Raw genomic sequence first — 15,283 nt, forward strand, 5'->3', positions numbered from 1 at the left:
TGGAACGGCACCCGCGCCCGCCGGGGTTCGACCGGGGCGAGCAGCCGGGCCAGTTCGGCCTCGATGGGCTCGACCTGCGCGGAGTGGGAGGCGTAGTCGACGGGGACGGCGCGGGCGTGGATGTCCTGGCGCGCGCACTCCGCGAGGAGACCGGCGACCGCGTCGGTCTCGCCGGAGACCACGACGGAGCGGGGACCGTTGACCGCGGCGACGGAGACCCGGCCGCCGGTCTCCTCCACGAGTGCGGCGACCCGGTCGGGGGACTCGAAGACGGAGGCCATGGTGCCGGTGCCGGCCAGGGCCAGCAGCGCGCGGCTGCGCAGCGCCACGACGCGCGCGGCGTCCCGCAGGGTGAGGGCCCCGGCCACACAGGCCGCCGCGATCTCGCCCTGCGAGTGTCCGACGACCGCCGCCGGGCGGATGCCCCGGGACTCCCAGAGTTCGGCCAGCGCCACCATGGTCGCCCACAGCGCGGGCTGCACCACGTCGACCCGGTCGGCCGGCGGAGCGCCCTCGGCGCCGCGCAGCACATCGAGGAGCGACCAGTCCACGAACTCCGACAGCGCCTCCGCGCACGCGGTGATGCGGGCGGCGAACACCGGGGAGGAGTCGAGCAGTTCGGTGGCCATGCCCTGCCACTGGCCGCCCTGGCCGGGGAAGACGAACACCACCCGGTCGTCACCCGCGGCCCGGCCGCGTACCAGCGCGTCGGTCTCGCCGTCCTCGGCGAGCACGGCGAGGGTCCGGTCCAGCTCGTCGGGTCCGTCCGCGAGCACCACGGCCCGCTCCGGGAACCGGGCCCGGCCGTTGGCCAGGGTGTACGCGATGTCGGCGGGCCGGGCCGGCTCCTCGCCACGCAGTACGGTCCGCAGCCGCCGGGCCTGCTCGCGCAGGGCAGTGGGCGTGGGAGCGGAAAGGACGTAGGGCAGGGGGAGCCGGTCGGGCTCAACCGAACCAGCTGACTCAGCAGACTCAACGGAACCAGCGGGCTCAGCAGACTCAACAGGCTCAACGGAACCAGCGGGCTCAACAGGCTCGACGGACCCGGCAGGGCCAGCGGGCTCGGCGAGGATCACGTGGGCGTTGGTGCCGCCGACGCCGAAGGCCGAGACTCCGGCCCGGCGCGGCCGGTCCTCGGCCGGCCACGGCACGGCGTCGGTCAGCAGCCGGACCTCACCGGCGGACCAGTCGACGTGCGAGGACGGCGTGTCCGCGTGCAGGGTGCGGGGCAGCAGTCCGTGGCGCAGGGCGAGAACCATCTTCATGACACCACCGAGACCGGCGGCGGCCTGCGCGTGCCCGATGTTGGACTTCAACGAACCCAGCCACAGGGGCCGTTCGGCGGCGCGCCCGCGCCCGTACACCTCGATCAGCGCGGCGGCCTCGATCGGGTCGCCGAGCACCGTGCCGGTGCCGTGCGCCTCCACGGCGTCGACCTGGTCGGGGCGCAGTCCGGCGTTGGCCAGGGCCTGCCGGATGACGCGCTGCTGGGAGGGGCCGTTGGGTGCGGTGAGGCCGTTGGACGCGCCGTCGGAGTTGACGGCCGTGCCCTCGACCACGGCGAGGACGCGGTGGCCGTTGCGGCGGGCGTCGGAGAGCCGTTCCAGGACGAGGGTGCCCACGCCCTCGGCCCAGCCGGTGCCATCGGCCTCGTCCGAGAACGCCTTGCACCGCCCGTCCGGCGCGAGCCCGCCCTGCCTGCTGAACTCGACGAAGATGCCGGGCCGGGACATCACGGTCGCCGCACCGGCCAGGGCCAGCGAGCACTCGCCGTTGCGCAGGGACTGCGCGGCCAGGTGCAGCGCGACCAGGGAGGCCGAGCAGGCCGTGTCGACGGTCAGTGCGGGCCCTTCCAGGCCCAGTACGTAGGAGATGCGGCCGGAGGCGGTGGAGCCGGTCGTCCCGGTCAGCGCATAGCCCTCCAGCCCGTCCGCCGCCTCGTCCAGGCGGGGCCCGTACTCCTGCTGCATCGCGCCGACGAAGACACCCGTACGGCTGCCGCCGAGCCGCGAGGGGTCGATCCCCGCCCGCTCCAGCGCCTCCCAGGCCGTCTCCAGCAGCAGCCGCTGCTGCGGGTCCATGGCCAGCGCCTCGCGGGGGCTGATCGTGAAGAAGTCCGCGTCGAAGTCGCCCGCGTCGTAGAGGAATCCGCCCTGGGCGACCGCCGATCCGCCCGGTGCGTCCGGGTCGGCGAGCAGCCGTCCGATGTCCCAGCCCCGGTCCGTGGGGAAGGGCGCCACGGCATCGGTGCCGGAGCGCACCAGCTCCCACAGGTCGTCCGGGGAGCTGACCCCGCCCGGGAAGCGGCAGCCCATGCCGACGATCGCGATCGGCTCGTCGTACGAGGCCCGGCCCGCCGCCTCCGGCAGCCGCGGGGCGGCGTCGGCCCCGGCGGCGCGCTGAAGGTGCGCGGCCAGCCGGACCGGAGTGGGGTGGTCGAAGAGCAGCGTGGTGGGCAGGTCCAGGGCGAGCGCCTTGCGCAGCCGGTTGCGCAGCAGGACCGACGACTGCGAGTCGAAGCCCAGGTCCTTGAACGGCGTCCCGGCCGGAATCACGCCGGCGTCCGCGTGCCCGAGCACCGCGGCAGCGTGCGTACGCACCAGCTCCAGCAGAATCCGCCGCTGCTCCGCCTCCCCCTCGGCCGCCGCCAGACGCCCGGCCACGGCACTGGCCGCCGCCGCCCCGTCCTCGGCCTCCGGGGCCACGGAGTCGAACCAGTGGCGCCGGCGCTGGAAGGCGTACGTGGGGAGGTCGACGAGCGCCGGACGGGTCTCGGGGAACGCGGCCGTCCAGTCGACGTCCACGCCCTGGACCCACAGCTCGGCGACGCCCGCGAGGAACCGGTCGAGCCCGCCGTCGTCACGGCGGAGCGACCCGGTGATGATTCCCTCGTCGGCTATCTCCTCGATCGCGGCCGACAGCACCGGATGGGACGAGACCTCGACGAAGACGCCGTAGCCCTCCTCCGCCGCCAGCTTCTCGATCGCCTGGGCGAAGCGAACCTGGGAGCGGAGATTGGTGACCCAGTAGTCGGTGGTCATGTCCGAGCCGTCGGTGAACTCACCCGTCACCGTCGACAGCAGCGGAATCGTCCCCGCACGCGGGCTGATCCCGGTCAGACTGCTGGTCAGCTCATCGTGCAGCACGTCCATCGCGGGCGAGTGGGAGGCGTAGTCCACCGCGATACGACGCGCCCGCAGCCCCAGCTCCACACACCGGGCCACGGCCTCTTCCACGGCCTCGATCTCACCCGAAATAACCACCTGGGACGGCCCGTTGACAGCGGCGACCGACACCCGGCCGCCCCACGCCTCCAGGATCTCCTCGACCTGAGCGACCCCGGCACCAACCGACGCCATCGTCCCGTTACCACTGGCCAGACCCGCAATCGCCCGGCTCCGCACACACACCACCCGCAGCGCGTCCTCAAGCGACAACGCACCCGCCACATACGCGGCAGCAATCTCACCCTGCGAATGCCCGACCACAGCGGAAGGCGTCACCCCGTACGACCGCCACACCGCCGCCAACGCCACCATCACCACGAACGACGCGGGCTGAACCACATCGACCCGCTCCAGCGACGGCGCATCCGCACCGCCCCGCAGCACATCGGCGACGGACCAGTCCACGAGGTCACCCATCGCGGCCTCGCACGCGGCCACCACATCGGCGAACACCGGGGATTCATCGAGGAGCCGGGCGCCCATGGCGACCCACTGCGCACCCTGCCCCGGGAACACGAACACCGACCGGCCCACCGGACCGGCCACCCCCGACACCACGGTGGCCGACGGCTCATCCGCAGCCAGGGCCGCGAGGCCGGAGCCGTACGCGCCGAGGATCACGGCGCGGTGTTCGAACCGGGCCCGGGTCGTCGCGAGGGACCAGCCCACCGCGACCGGATCGGCATCGGCCGCCGGCGCACCCAGCGCCGACGCCTGCCCCCGCAGCGCGGCGGCGCTCCGGCCCGACAGCAGCCACGGGACCACCGACGGGGTGGCGTCCGTGGCCGGGCGGGGGGTTTCGGGGGCGGTGGGGGCCTCGGTGAGGACGAGGTGGCAGTTGGTGCCGCCCATGCCGAAGGCGCTGACGCCGGCGATCCGGGGGTGGCCGTCCTCGGGCCATGCGGTCGGGCGGTCCGCGACGCGCAGGTTGAGCGCGTCCAGCGGGATGTCCGGGTTGGGCTCCTCGAAGTCGAGGCTGGCGGGGATGTGCCGGTGGGACAGGGACAGCACGGTCTTGAGGAGGCCCGTGGCACCGGCCGCGGCCTCCAGGTGGCCCAGGTTGGTCTTGACGGAGCCGACGAGCAGCGGGTCACCGTCCTCGCGGGCGCTGCCCAGGACGTCGCCCAGGGCCGCGGCCTCGATCGGGTCGCCCACGGGGGTGCCGGTGCCGTGGAGTTCGACGTACCGCGCGCGGGCCGGGGAGACCCCGGCGGCGGCGTAGGCACGGCGCAGGACCTCGGCCTGGGCCTCACGGCTGGGCGTGGTCAGCTGGGCGGTGGCGCCGTCGTTGTTGACGGCACCGCCGAGCAGGACGCCGTGGATGCGGTCGCCCGCGGCGATCGCGTCCGGGAGCAGCCGCAGGACGAACGCGACGCCGCCCTCGCCGCGGACGAAGCCGTTGGCCCGGTGGTCGAAGGTGTAGCTGTGCCCGTCCGGGGAGAGGCCGCCGAACTCCTCGGCGGCGACGCCCGTCTCGGCGGCCAGGTTGAGGTTGACGCCGCCGGCCAGGGCGAGGGTGGTCTCGCCGCGGCGCAGGCTCTCCATCGCGGTGTGCACGGCGACGAGGGAGGACGCCTGGCCGGTGTCGAGGACCAGGCTGGGGCCGTGCAGGCCGAAGAGGTGGGAGACGCGGTTGGCGATGACGCCGCGGCTCACGCCGGGCATGGTGTGGTGGTTGACGGCGTCCCGGCCGGCGCGGGCCAGCAGCTGGGCGTAGTCGTCGCGCATGGCGCCCACGAACACGCCCGTCGCGCTGCCGCTGAGGTCGGCGGCGACGATCCGGGCGTCCTCGAAGGCCTCCCAGGCGAGTTCGAGCATGAGCCGCTGCTGCGGGTCCAGTACGGCCGCTTCCCGGGGGGTGATCCCGAAGAAGGCGGCGTCGAACCGGTCGGCGCCCTCGATGAAGGCCCCCCAGTCCCCGCCGACCGGTTCGCGCCCGGCGGGCACCTGGCCGACCGCGCGCTCCCCGCCGCTCAGCAGCGTCCAGAACGCTCCGGGATTCGGCGCCCCCGGCAGCCGGCAGGAGATCCCGACGATCGCGACCGGGGTCCCGACGGTCCCGTCAGATGACGGGACGGGGGTCGCGGGGTTCCCGGTGCGGGGGTCGTTGGATCGCAAGGTGTCCATAGGGCGCGCTGCTCCCGACTATTCCGCGATCTTGGTGAAACCGGTCCAGCGGAAGATCCTCGACGCCGGGCCCCTGGAGCCGCCCAGCTCGTCGGAGGGCTCGAAGTGCTGGTAGCCGCCGTAGTACTTGATCTTGATCTTCTGCTGCGCCTCGGCCTCGCTGACGTGGATCGTCCGGTCGGCCTGGGGGAAGTCGGCCGGGCCTCCGACCAGCGTCACGCGGACGGTGCGGACGGCCTCGCTCTGCTCGGTTTTTCCGCTCATGGGATACCCCTTCTGTCTGCCGGGATCGTGACGGTGCGGTGTCGGACGACGGATGGGTCAGTCCGTGCAGGCGTGCAGGCAGGCGATGAGGGTGCGGGCCTGCACATTGAGGTAGTGGCGGTGCTGGAGCAGCCAGGTGATCTGGGGCAGTGCCGTCCAGAGGAAGCCGGGCGGCTCCTCGTCCGGGTGGTCGTCGCCCACCTCGATGATCATGTAGCGGCTGCGGGAGTGGTGGAAGCGGCCTCCCTCCTCCGACATCTCGGCGTCGAACAGCACCCGGTCGGTGCGCATCCGGCGTTCGGCGTCGATCAGCTGCGCGTGCACGAGGCCGCCGAGGTAGGCGTGGTTCTCCGGGGTGCCCTGCACGGTCGGGGCGAGTTCGATGGCGTCGATGTAGCCGGGTTCGATGCGGGCGCGCAGCAGGACGTGCAGCACCCCGTCGAACCGCTTGACGAGCAGGGCGGCGACGCCGACGCCGTGGGGTTCGATGAGCGGCTGGGTCCAGCCGCCCACCTCGCGGCTGTTGGCGACGATGTCCACGCCGATGACGCTGAAGAAGAGGCCGCGCTCGTGGGAGATCGACGAGTCCGTCAGCTTCCAGCCGGGCAGGTCCCGCAGGCCGACGACGGTGGTCTGCACATCGTGGACGGCCTGGTTCGAGGTGATCCAGCTGAGGAGTTCGGTGTCGGTGTGCAGGCTGCCCTCGTCGGCGGTGGCGCCGGGGAGGCAGGACAGGACGGTGCGGGCGTCCATGTTGACCCGGTGGTCGATGCGCATCTGCTCGCGCACCTGGCCGAGCGTCAGCCAGCAGAAGTCCTCGCCCGCCTCGACGTCGGGGCCGACCTCGATGACCATGTTGCGGTTGCGCTTGCGGTAGAACCAGGCGCCGTGCTCGGACTGGAGGACGTCGGCGACCACGGTGCGCGGGTCGGCCTTCGCGAAGTGCTCCACGTACGGGACGAGCCGGCCCCGGTGGACGCCGGTGTAGTTGCTCTTGGTGGCCTGCACGGTGGGCGAGAGCTGGACGCCGTTGGGGTTGCCGGGCTCGGCCTTGGCCTGCATGAGCAGGTGCAGGACGCCGTCGATCTCGCGTACGGCGATGCCGAGGAGGCCGATCTCCGGCTGGAGGATGATGGGCTGGGCCCACTCGCGCACCGGGTCCTCGTCGACCTCGACGCGCAGGCCCGCCACGGAGAAGAACCGGCCGCTGTCGTGCACCAGATGGCCGGTGTCCTCGGCGAAGGACCAGTTGCGCAGCTGGTCGAACGGGACCCGGGTGACCTCCTGGACCTGGGCCGCGCAGCGTTCGGCGTACCACTTCTCGAACTGTTCGGGACTGGTGGCCACGCCCTCCGTGGCACGGGCCGACTCCGCGAGACGGGTCTGCAGGGTCGTGTCCGCATGACGCAGCACGCGCGGCCCGGTGGTCAGCGGCATGGTGTCTCCCCCGGTTCGTCTGTCGGTGGGGCGGCGCTCCTGTTCCGGTCGGTCGACCGGGTCCGGCCCATGGCGTCGCGTACCAGGTGAACACGGCCCCGGGAGCTGACCCAGAGGGTCCGGGCCGGTCTAGGTGTTCACTCAGATCCCCGCCGAGGCACTGCCGCGAGGCCGGTCGGCCACTTTCCCTAGACAGCAGCGGCCGACGGGACATGTGCTCCCGCCCCTCCCCGGACCCCGGCCGTGCTCGCGACGAGAGAGGCCGACATGAGCGACACCGATGTGTGGATCCGGCGCTACTTTCCGAGTTCCGAAGCGGCGGTCCAGCTGGTGTGCCTGCCGCACGCGGGAGGTTCGGCCTCCTTCTACCGCCCGGTCGCGCAGGCGCTGAGCCCGCGGGTCGAGGCGCTGGCCGTGCAGTACCCGGGCCGTCAGGACCGGCGCAACGAGCCGATGATCGACGACCTGGGCGTGCTGGCCGACCGGGTGTGCGAGGCCGTGGCGGCCTCCGTCGACCGGCCGTTCGCGCTCTTCGGGCACAGCATGGGCGCGACGCTCGCGTTCGAGGTGGGTGTCCGGCTGGAGCGCCGGGGGCTGTTCCCGCTTCGAGTGTTCGCCTCCGGCCGGCGCGCCCCGTCGCGGGTCCGCGACGAGCGGGTGCACCAGCGCGACGACGACGGCATGATCCGCGAGCTGCGCGGGCTGAGCGGCACCGACCAGCGGGTCTTCGGCGACGAGGAGCTGCTGCGCATGGTGCTGCCGGCCATCCGCAACGACTACCGGGCGGCGGAGACGTACCGCTACACCCCGGGCCCCGCGCTGCGCTGCCCGGTCACCGTCCTGGCCGGCGACAGCGACCCGAAGGCGGACCACGACGAGGTGGCGGCCTGGAGCGCGCACACGGACGGCGGGTTCGAGCTGCGTACGTACGCGGGCGGTCACTTCTACCTGATCGACCACGCCGCCGACGTCATCAAGGTCATCGGCGAGCGGCTGCACGAGCCGGCCCTGCGATGAGCGGCCGGCCGACGAGTCAGGAGCAGTCATCCATGAGCGCGAAGCACATCGCGATCCTGGTCTTCCCGGGGCACGGGCACGTCAATCCGACGCTGGAGTTCAGCCGTCTGCTGATGGCGCTCGGCCACCGGGTCAGCTATGTGCTGGACGAGCGCATGGCGGGGCCGGTGGCGGCGGCCGGGGCCGGTTTCGTCGGCTATCCCTCGCGGCGCGGCCGGCTCGGCACCGGCTATGTGACCGGTGAGGACATCGGCGCGCTGGGGCTGGGGTTCCTGCGGGAGTCGATGGACGTGATCCTGCCGCGCACGCTGGAGGCGTTCGCGGACGACGTACCGGATCTGATCCTGTACGACCTGGAGAGCTTCTTCACCGCGCGGACCGCGGCCCGGCGCTGGGGCCGGCCGACGGCGCAGCTGTTCCCGTACGTCGCCTCGAACGAGCACTACTCGCTGGCCATGGAGGTGTTCTCCGGGGCCGACGAGAACCTCGGGAAGTGCATCGACCTGGTGGCGGACTTCCTGGCCGGGGAGGGCGAGGAGCGGGACGCGGTGTGGCCGTTCATGGCCAATTTCGACGCACGCAATCTGGTGCTGCTGCCGAGGGAGTTCCAGCCGTTCGGCGAGACCTTCGACGAGCGGTACACGTTCACCGGGCACAGTGTTCCGGCCGGCCGGACCGGGACGGGTTCGTGGCAGCGGCCGTCCGGGAGCGGGGACGGACCGGTGGCGCTGATCACGCTCGGCACCGAGGTCAATGACCGCCCGGACTTCTTCACGACCTGCGGAGCGGCCTTCGCGGACACGGACTGGCATCTGGTGGTGGCGGTCGGCCCCGGCAATCTGCCCGAGGAGCCGCCGGCGTCCGGCCGGGTGGAGATGCACGAGTGGCTGGAGTTCGGGACCGTCCTGCCGCACGCGTCGGCCGTGGTCTGCCACTCCGGGATGAGCACCATCCTGGAGTCCCTGTCGTTCGGCACCCCGCTGGTCATCGTCACCTACACCCCGGAGGACCGCGTCAACGCGGCGCGCGTCACCGAACTGGGGCTGGGCGTGGAGCTGCCGGGCGAGGACGTCACGGCCGAGCGGGTGCGGGCCGCGGTCGAGCACGTGGCCACCGATCCCGCGATCCGCCGCAGCGTCGCCCGGATGCGCATGGACCTGCTGGCCGCGGGAGGACCGGGCCGGGCCGCGCAGGTGATCGACGGCTGGCTCAACGATTCCTACGCGACACCTGGAGACACCATCATGAAGGACACGGCAGCTCTGCCCGGCGCCCCGGCGAACGCGGGTGTCCGATGACGTACGCCATCGAGACCGAGGGCCTCGTCAAACGGTTCGGCGAGGTCACCGCGCTCAGCGGGCTCGACCTGGAGGCCCGCGAGGGCACCGTCCTCGGGGTCCTCGGCCCGAACGGGGCGGGGAAGACGACGGCGGTGCGGATCCTCGCCTCGCTGATGTCGCCCGACGGCGGGACCGCCCGCGTCTGCGGGTACGACGTCGCCCGCCAACCGCACGAGGTGCGCCGCGTCATCGGCCTCACCGGCCAGTACGCGGCGATCGACGAACAGCTCACCGGCGCCCAGAACATCGCCCTGGTGGCCCGGCTGCTGGGCCTGAAGCGGGCGGCCGCCCGGCAGCGGGCGGCGGAGCTGCTGGAGCGGTTCGGGCTCAGCCACGCCGGTGACCGCAAGGCGACGACGTACTCGGGCGGGATGCGCCGCCGGCTCGACCTGGCGGTCAGTCTGGTGGGCGAGCCGTCGGTGCTGTTCCTGGACGAGCCGACGACCGGTCTCGACCCGGAGAGCCGCAACGAGCTGTGGGACATCGTGCGCCGGCTCGTCACGAACGGTTCGACGGTGCTGCTGACGACGCAGTACATGGACGAGGCCGACCAGCTGGCCGACGACATCGTGGTGATCGACGGCGGCACGGCCATCGCCAAGGGCACCCCCGAGGAGCTCAAGGCGAAGACCGACCGGCAGACGCTGGAGATCCAGCCGGCGGACGCCGTCCATCTGGACGCCACCCGGCGGATCGTCGAGGAGATCAGCGGGATCCGCCCCGCCGGGGAGGGCGGCACGCTCCGCATCCAGATCAACGACACGGCCCTGCCGAGCGCGGTGCTGCGCCGCCTGGACGAGGCGGGCATCGAGGTCACCGAACTGGCCCTGCGCCGGCCCAGCCTGGACGAGGTGTTCCTGTCGCTGACCGGGAGCAAGGGCCGCAAGGAACGCGACCGGGTGGCCGAGCTGGCCACCGCGGGAACCGCGCCGGCCGCGCCGGCGGAAGGAAGCATCCGATGACCGCGCTCACCGCGCCCGCACCCAAGCACCGGCTGAGCCTGCTGACGGTGACCCGGCACTGCCTGACCCTGGGCGGCCGCAACCTGATGCACCTCAAGGCCAACCCGGGCGAGATCATCGGCTTCGCCGTCGTCCAGCCGCTGATCGTGATCGCGCTGCTGGTGTACGTCTTCGGCGGGGCCATCGCCGGGGACACCGACGCCTACCTCCAGTTCGCGCTGCCCGGCCTGATCGTGCAGTCGTCGGTCACCGCCGTCCTCACCACCGGCACCGGACTGCACCAGGACATCGCCAACGGTCTCTTCGACCGCCTGCGCAGCCTGCCCATCGCCCGGATCGCCCCGCTGATCGGCCATCTGATCGGCACCCTGGTGCGGGTCGGGGTCGGGCTGCTGATGCTGCTGGCGGTGGGCGCGCTCCAGGGCTTCGAGGTGCGCACGAGCGTCTGGAAGCTGCTGGCCGGGCTGGTGCTGGCCATGGTGTTCGCCGCGGGCCTGGCCTGGCTGTCCATGCTGGTCGGCCTCGCCGCCAAGTCCGCCACCACCGTGCACATGTTCAGCGGGGTACTGGCGATCCCGCTGACCTTCTGCAGCAACGTGTTCGTCAAGACGGACACCATGCCGGGCTGGTTGCAGACCTGGGCCGACATCAACCCGATCTCGCAGGAGGCGACCGCGCTGCGCGCGCTGGTCACGGGCGGTCCGGTCGGAAGCTCGGTGTGGTGGACGGCCGGCTGGGCCGTGGCGATGACCGCGGTCTTCGCCCCACTGGCCATACAAGCGTATCGGCGACGGGTCTGAGGAGACCCGGTCCGCTTTCAGAGGGGGATGTTCGGATGAAGCACGGCACACAGGATCTGGCACTGTTCGGCGGCCCACCGGCGTTCGTGGAGGACCGCCGGGTCGGCCGGCCGAACCAGGGCGACCGCCGGCGGTTCCTCGACCGCATGAACCAGGTACTCGACAACGAGTGGCTGTCCAACATGGGCCCCCTCATGCACGAGTTCGAGGCGCGGGTGGCGGAACTGGCCGGGGTGCGGCACTGCGTCTCCCTCTGCAACGCCACCGTGGCGCTGCAGATGCTCGTGGGGGACGAGGCGACCGGCGGCGCGATCGGTGACGAGGTGATCGTCCCGGCCCTGACGTTCCCGGCCACGGCCCACGCCGTGCGCTGGCGCGGACTGCGGCACGTGGTCTGCGACGTGGATCCGGTGACCGGGCTCATCGACCCCGACCGGGTGGAGGCGCTGATCACCCCCCGGACCCGGGCGATCATCGGCGTCCACCTGTGGGGGCAGCCCTGTGACGTGCCGAGGCTGGAGAAGATCGCCGAGAAGTACGGGCTGCGGCTCTACTTCGACGCGGCTCCCGCCCTGGGGTGCAGCTACGGCGACACCCCGGTCGGCGGCTTCGGCGACGCGGAGGTCTTCAGCTTCCACGCCACGAAGGTCGTCAACTCGTTCGAGGGCGGTGCCATCGTCACCGACGACGACGCGCTGGCCGACCGGATGCGGGCCGTACGGAACTTCGGCTTCAGCCCGGACGGCCGGGTGGGGCACGTCGGCACCAACGGCAAGCTGAACGAGGCCGCCGCCGCCATGGGCCTGACGTCCCTCGACGCGCTTCCGGAGACCGTCGCGCACAACCGCGCCAACTACGAGCGCTACCGGGTCGCGCTGGCCGGCATCCCCGGCGTGCGGGTCCTGGAGTACGACGAGCGGCACCGCAACACCCACCACTACCTGATGGTCACCGTGGACCGGGAGGCCGCCGGACTCCACCGGGACATGCTGCTCCACGTGCTGCGCGCCGAACACATCCTGGCCCAGCCGTACTTCGCGCAGGCCATGCACCAGCTCCAGCCGTACGCCGAGGACGGGCCGGTCGAGGCGCCGCACGCGGAGGCGCTCTGCGGGCAGCTGCTCGCCCTGCCCACCGGCCCCGCGGTCGGTGCCGACGACATCGAGACCATCAGCGACGCGATCCGCGTCGCCGTCGCCCACGGACCGGAGGTGACCGCGCTGGGGCAGGCCCGTACGGCAGGCACCACGGACCGATAGCGACCCGACCGGCACAGCCATCCCCCCGCGCGCGCCGGACACGATCGAGGAGTGGCTGCGATGGCAGCGAGTATCACCGAGACACCCGTCGGCAGGGTCAAGCCCAGCCGGATCGTCGAACTCGGACAGCACAGGGACGAACGCGGCTGCGTCTCGGTCGCCGAGTCGGAGTGGACCGCCGGGTTCGAGATCCGCAGGGTCTACTTCCTGCACGACCTGGCGGCGGGCACCTCCCGCGGCGGGCACGCCCACCGCGAGCTGGAGCAGCTCTTCGTCGCCGCGCACGGCGGCTTCACCCTGCGCCTGGACGACGGCTTCCAGCAGGCCGAGTACCGCCTGGACACCCCCGGGACGGCGTTGTACGTCGGCCCGATGGTCTGGCGGGACCTCAGCGACTTCACCCCGGGCGGGGTCTGCCTCGTCCTGGCGTCGCACCACTACGACGAAGCGGACTACTACCGCGAGTACCAGGAATTCCTGCGGGACAGCCGGAGGCAGACGTGACCAAGGTTCCCTTCTTCGACCTGCGCGAGATGCACGGGGCCACCGGCGTGCAGGAGGAGATCGACGCGGCCGTGCTGCGGGTCTCGCGCTCCGGCCGCTACATCCTCGGCGCCGAGCTGGAGGCCTTCGAGGAGGCCTACGCCGCCTACTGCGGCAACGCCCACTGCGTCGCGACGGCCAGCGGTCTCGCCGCCCTGGAGCTGACCCTCCGGGCGCTCGGCGTGGGACCGGGCGACGAGGTGATCGTCCCCGCCCACACCTTCGTCGGCAGCTGGCTCCCCGTCTCGGCGACCGGCGCGCGCCCCGTCCCCGTGGAGCCGGCCGAGGGCTCCTTCCTCATCGACACCGACCAGCTCGACGCCGCGGTCACCCCGCGCACCCGGGCCGTCATGCCGGTCCACCTCTACGGCCACCCGGTCGACCCGGACGCCCTCCGCCGCTTCGCCGACCGCCACGGCCTCGCCGTCCTGGAGGACGCCGCCCAGGCCCACGGCGCCCGCGCCCGCGGCCGCCGCGTCGGCAGCGGCCACGCGGTCGCCTTCAGCTTCTACCCCGGCAAGAACCTCGGCGCCCTCGGCGACGCCGGCGCCGTCGTCACCGACGACCCGGCCCTCGCGGACCGCCTGCGGCTCCTCCGCAACTACGGCTCCCGCGAGAAGTACGTCCACGAGATCAAGGGCGCCAACTCCCGCCTGGACGAGATCCAGGCCGCCGTCCTCGCCGCCAAGCTCCCCCACCTCGACGCCTGGAACGACCGCCGCCGCACCATCGCCCACCGCTACACCGAGGCCTTCACCGGCCTCCCCGGCCTCCTCACCCCCGGCACCGAACCCTGGGCCGAACACGTCTGGCACCAGTACGTCCTGCGCACCCCCCACCGCACCCTCCTCCAGCAACGCCTGGACGAAGCGGGCATCGGCACCCTCATCCACTACCCGGTCCCCGTCCACCGCACCCCCGCCTACGCCGACCACACCCCCTCCCCCACCCTCCCGAAATCGGAACGCCTCGCCAACGAGGTCCTGAGCCTGCCCATCGGCCCCCATATGTCCGACGTAGCCGTCGAACTGGTCGTGGACGCAGTACGGTCGGCGGCGCTGGAGCTGGGTGCCTAGCGCCCGTCACCCGCCTCACCGCCGGGGTCGACATCGGGATGCGTGAACCGCACGGGCCTCCCCAGCGACCGGGCGTACGCGATCTCCGCCCGCGTGCTCTCCCCGATGTAGTCCCCGACCACCAGCACCTCGTCGGCAAGCCGGATCTTCGCCCGATGAAGCCCGTCGAGCCGCGCCTTCAACGCCTCCGCCCCGGCGGGATCGGCCCAGAGCTCATGCGGCGACTTCATGTCGCAGCCCGGCTTGACGACGATCCGGCCGGCCGCGGTCTCCCGCAGATCCGCCTCGGCCATCTCGGCCATGAAGCGGGTGGATCCGCAGATCACGACGATGCGCGGAAGGCCGAGGAGCTTCTTGGCTTCGGCGAGCTTGGCGTCGGGGAGCTTGTCGCCGGGGGTGAGGGGGTGCGGGGATGACATTGAGCGTTCCACTCTTGCGTTGATGCGGGGTCGGACGGCGAACGGGGCCGGGTCGAGACACGTCATCCCGCCGGCACGTATCTGTGCGGGACCGGCGGGATGACGGTGGAGGTCTCGGCGACGGCGGCGGGCTGCTCAGGAGATGAGGCGGCTGGTGAAGCCGTCGCGGATGAGGGACTCGTACGCGGCATGCACGTCCTCCGGGACGTCCTGGGCGATGGCGAAGCCCCGCTTGGGGTACTCGATCACTCGCTGGAGATCGCCGACGAGCATGTCCACCACGAGCTTCTCATCGCCGATGGACTTGACGTAGTCGTCCAGTTCGAGAGGCTCCGAGGCGCACACGACCTCGACGCCGGGCCACAATTTGCGGGCGGTGGCGAAGGATCGCCTCTCCATATAGGGCTTGGAGACCAGCATGACCGTCGTCGGGACGATGCCCGCCGCGGCCAGGAGGTCGCGGGTGAGGGCGATGTTCTGGCCGGTGTTCGCGGCGTTCGGCTCGACGACGATCGCCTCATCGGGGACGCCGAGTTCGAGAGCGTGCTCACGGAAGTGGACGGCTTCACCGCGAGGGAACCGGGCCTTCGTGGTGGGGCTGTTTCCGCCGGTGAAGACCAGCGTCGGGAACAGGCCGCGGTGATAGAGGTCCGCGGAAGCCGCGGCGACGCCGAGGTCGTGGCTGCCCAGGCCGATCGCCACGTCCGCGGGTCGCAGCGGGTGGCCCATGAGGTGGTAGTCCCAGATCAGCTTGACCCGGCACCACTGGTCCTCGGTGATGATCTGCTTCTCGCCCACGCCTGCTGTCTCCC

The 15,283-nt window shown here is 72.3% G+C and carries 12 protein-coding genes (1 of these 12 only partly in view); 7 read left to right on the top strand and 5 right to left on the bottom strand.

The window, feature by feature from the left end:
* The 3 genes in view from ACZ4FH_RS30735 to ACZ4FH_RS30745 are tightly spaced (at most 57 nt apart) and all read right to left on the bottom strand, a layout consistent with a single transcriptional unit that may run on beyond the window.
* On the bottom strand, positions 1 to 5,354 hold the 5' end (the start) of the coding sequence (locus ACZ4FH_RS30735; RefSeq protein ID WP_467309046.1) for an SDR family NAD(P)-dependent oxidoreductase. The gene continues 6,961 nt to the left of window position 1, outside the view; only the first 5,354 of its 12,315 coding nucleotides appear in the window; the start codon lies at positions 5,352 to 5,354; its stop codon lies off the left edge, out of view.
* Between the two features lie 18 nt (positions 5,355 to 5,372).
* On the bottom strand, positions 5,373 to 5,618 hold the full coding sequence (locus ACZ4FH_RS30740; RefSeq protein ID WP_383641570.1) for a DUF5988 family protein: 246 nt from the start codon (positions 5,616 to 5,618) through the stop codon (positions 5,373 to 5,375).
* Positions 5,619 to 5,675: 57 nt separating this feature from the next.
* Positions 5,676 to 7,055, bottom strand: coding sequence for an NDP-hexose 2,3-dehydratase family protein (locus ACZ4FH_RS30745; RefSeq protein ID WP_467309049.1), 1,380 nt, complete (start codon positions 7,053 to 7,055; stop codon positions 5,676 to 5,678).
* A 267-nt stretch (positions 7,056 to 7,322) separates the two neighbouring features.
* Here ACZ4FH_RS30745 and ACZ4FH_RS30750 point away from each other — a divergent pair, with 267 nt between their 5' ends.
* The 7 genes from ACZ4FH_RS30750 to ACZ4FH_RS30780 are packed head-to-tail and all read left to right on the top strand — an operon-like array spanning position 7,323 to position 14,052.
* Positions 7,323 to 8,072, top strand: a complete 750-nt coding sequence (locus ACZ4FH_RS30750) for a thioesterase II family protein (RefSeq protein WP_383641564.1) — start codon at positions 7,323 to 7,325, stop codon at positions 8,070 to 8,072.
* A gap of 32 nt (positions 8,073 to 8,104) precedes the next feature.
* Positions 8,105 to 9,370 carry a macrolide family glycosyltransferase gene (locus ACZ4FH_RS30755; RefSeq protein ID WP_467309051.1) on the top strand — a complete coding sequence of 422 codons (1,266 nt, stop codon included), beginning with the start codon at positions 8,105 to 8,107 and terminating at the stop codon, positions 9,368 to 9,370.
* Positions 9,367 to 10,374 carry an ATP-binding cassette domain-containing protein gene (locus ACZ4FH_RS30760; RefSeq protein ID WP_467309053.1) on the top strand — a complete coding sequence of 336 codons (1,008 nt, stop codon included), beginning with the start codon at positions 9,367 to 9,369 and terminating at the stop codon, positions 10,372 to 10,374. The genes ACZ4FH_RS30755 and ACZ4FH_RS30760 overlap by 4 nt, the downstream gene beginning before the upstream one ends.
* Complete coding sequence (locus ACZ4FH_RS30765) at positions 10,371 to 11,174, top strand: ABC transporter permease (RefSeq protein ID WP_383641555.1); 804 nt, start codon at positions 10,371 to 10,373, stop codon at positions 11,172 to 11,174. Before ACZ4FH_RS30760 ends, ACZ4FH_RS30765 begins: the two co-directional genes overlap by 4 nt.
* Before the next feature lie 35 nt (positions 11,175 to 11,209).
* Positions 11,210 to 12,433 (top strand): DegT/DnrJ/EryC1/StrS family aminotransferase, encoded by a 1,224-nt coding sequence (locus ACZ4FH_RS30770; RefSeq protein WP_467309055.1) that lies wholly within the window; start codon positions 11,210 to 11,212, stop codon positions 12,431 to 12,433.
* A gap of 60 nt (positions 12,434 to 12,493) precedes the next feature.
* A complete protein-coding gene (locus ACZ4FH_RS30775; RefSeq protein WP_383641551.1) occupies positions 12,494 to 12,937 on the top strand; it encodes a sugar 3,4-ketoisomerase in 444 nt (147 codons plus the stop codon).
* Entirely contained in the window at positions 12,934 to 14,052 is a 1,119-nt protein-coding gene (locus ACZ4FH_RS30780) for a DegT/DnrJ/EryC1/StrS family aminotransferase (RefSeq protein ID WP_467309057.1), read from the top strand. The genes ACZ4FH_RS30775 and ACZ4FH_RS30780 overlap by 4 nt, the downstream gene beginning before the upstream one ends.
* Here the strand turns inward: ACZ4FH_RS30780 and ACZ4FH_RS30785 are convergent.
* Together ACZ4FH_RS30785 and ACZ4FH_RS30790 are read right to left on the bottom strand one after the other, a co-directional pair.
* On the bottom strand, positions 14,049 to 14,471 hold the full coding sequence (locus ACZ4FH_RS30785) for a hypothetical protein (protein ID WP_467309058.1): 423 nt from the start codon (positions 14,469 to 14,471) through the stop codon (positions 14,049 to 14,051). The two genes, ACZ4FH_RS30780 and ACZ4FH_RS30785, sit on opposite strands and share 4 nt — an antisense overlap.
* Before the next feature lie 135 nt (positions 14,472 to 14,606).
* Complete coding sequence (locus ACZ4FH_RS30790) at positions 14,607 to 15,269, bottom strand: YdcF family protein (RefSeq protein WP_467309059.1); 663 nt, start codon at positions 15,267 to 15,269, stop codon at positions 14,607 to 14,609.
* Positions 15,270 to 15,283: the final 14 nt, after the last annotated feature.

It is taken from the genome of Streptomyces sp. NPDC024555 (assembly GCF_055559335.1).

Coding starts and splice junctions, on each gene's coding strand:
- ACZ4FH_RS30740 (WP_383641570.1), bottom strand. CDS start 5,618: ATGAGCGGAAAAACCGAGCAGAGCGAGGCCGTCCGCACCGTCCGCGTG.
- ACZ4FH_RS30745 (WP_467309049.1), bottom strand. CDS start 7,055: ATGCCGCTGACCACCGGGCCGCGCGTGCTGCGTCATGCGGACACGACC.
- ACZ4FH_RS30750 (WP_383641564.1), top strand. CDS start 7,323: ATGAGCGACACCGATGTGTGGATCCGGCGCTACTTTCCGAGTTCCGAA.
- ACZ4FH_RS30755 (WP_467309051.1), top strand. CDS start 8,105: ATGAGCGCGAAGCACATCGCGATCCTGGTCTTCCCGGGGCACGGGCAC.
- ACZ4FH_RS30760 (WP_467309053.1), top strand. CDS start 9,367: ATGACGTACGCCATCGAGACCGAGGGCCTCGTCAAACGGTTCGGCGAG.
- ACZ4FH_RS30765 (WP_383641555.1), top strand. CDS start 10,371: ATGACCGCGCTCACCGCGCCCGCACCCAAGCACCGGCTGAGCCTGCTG.
- ACZ4FH_RS30770 (WP_467309055.1), top strand. CDS start 11,210: ATGAAGCACGGCACACAGGATCTGGCACTGTTCGGCGGCCCACCGGCG.
- ACZ4FH_RS30775 (WP_383641551.1), top strand. CDS start 12,494: ATGGCAGCGAGTATCACCGAGACACCCGTCGGCAGGGTCAAGCCCAGC.
- ACZ4FH_RS30785 (WP_467309058.1), bottom strand. CDS start 14,471: ATGTCATCCCCGCACCCCCTCACCCCCGGCGACAAGCTCCCCGACGCC.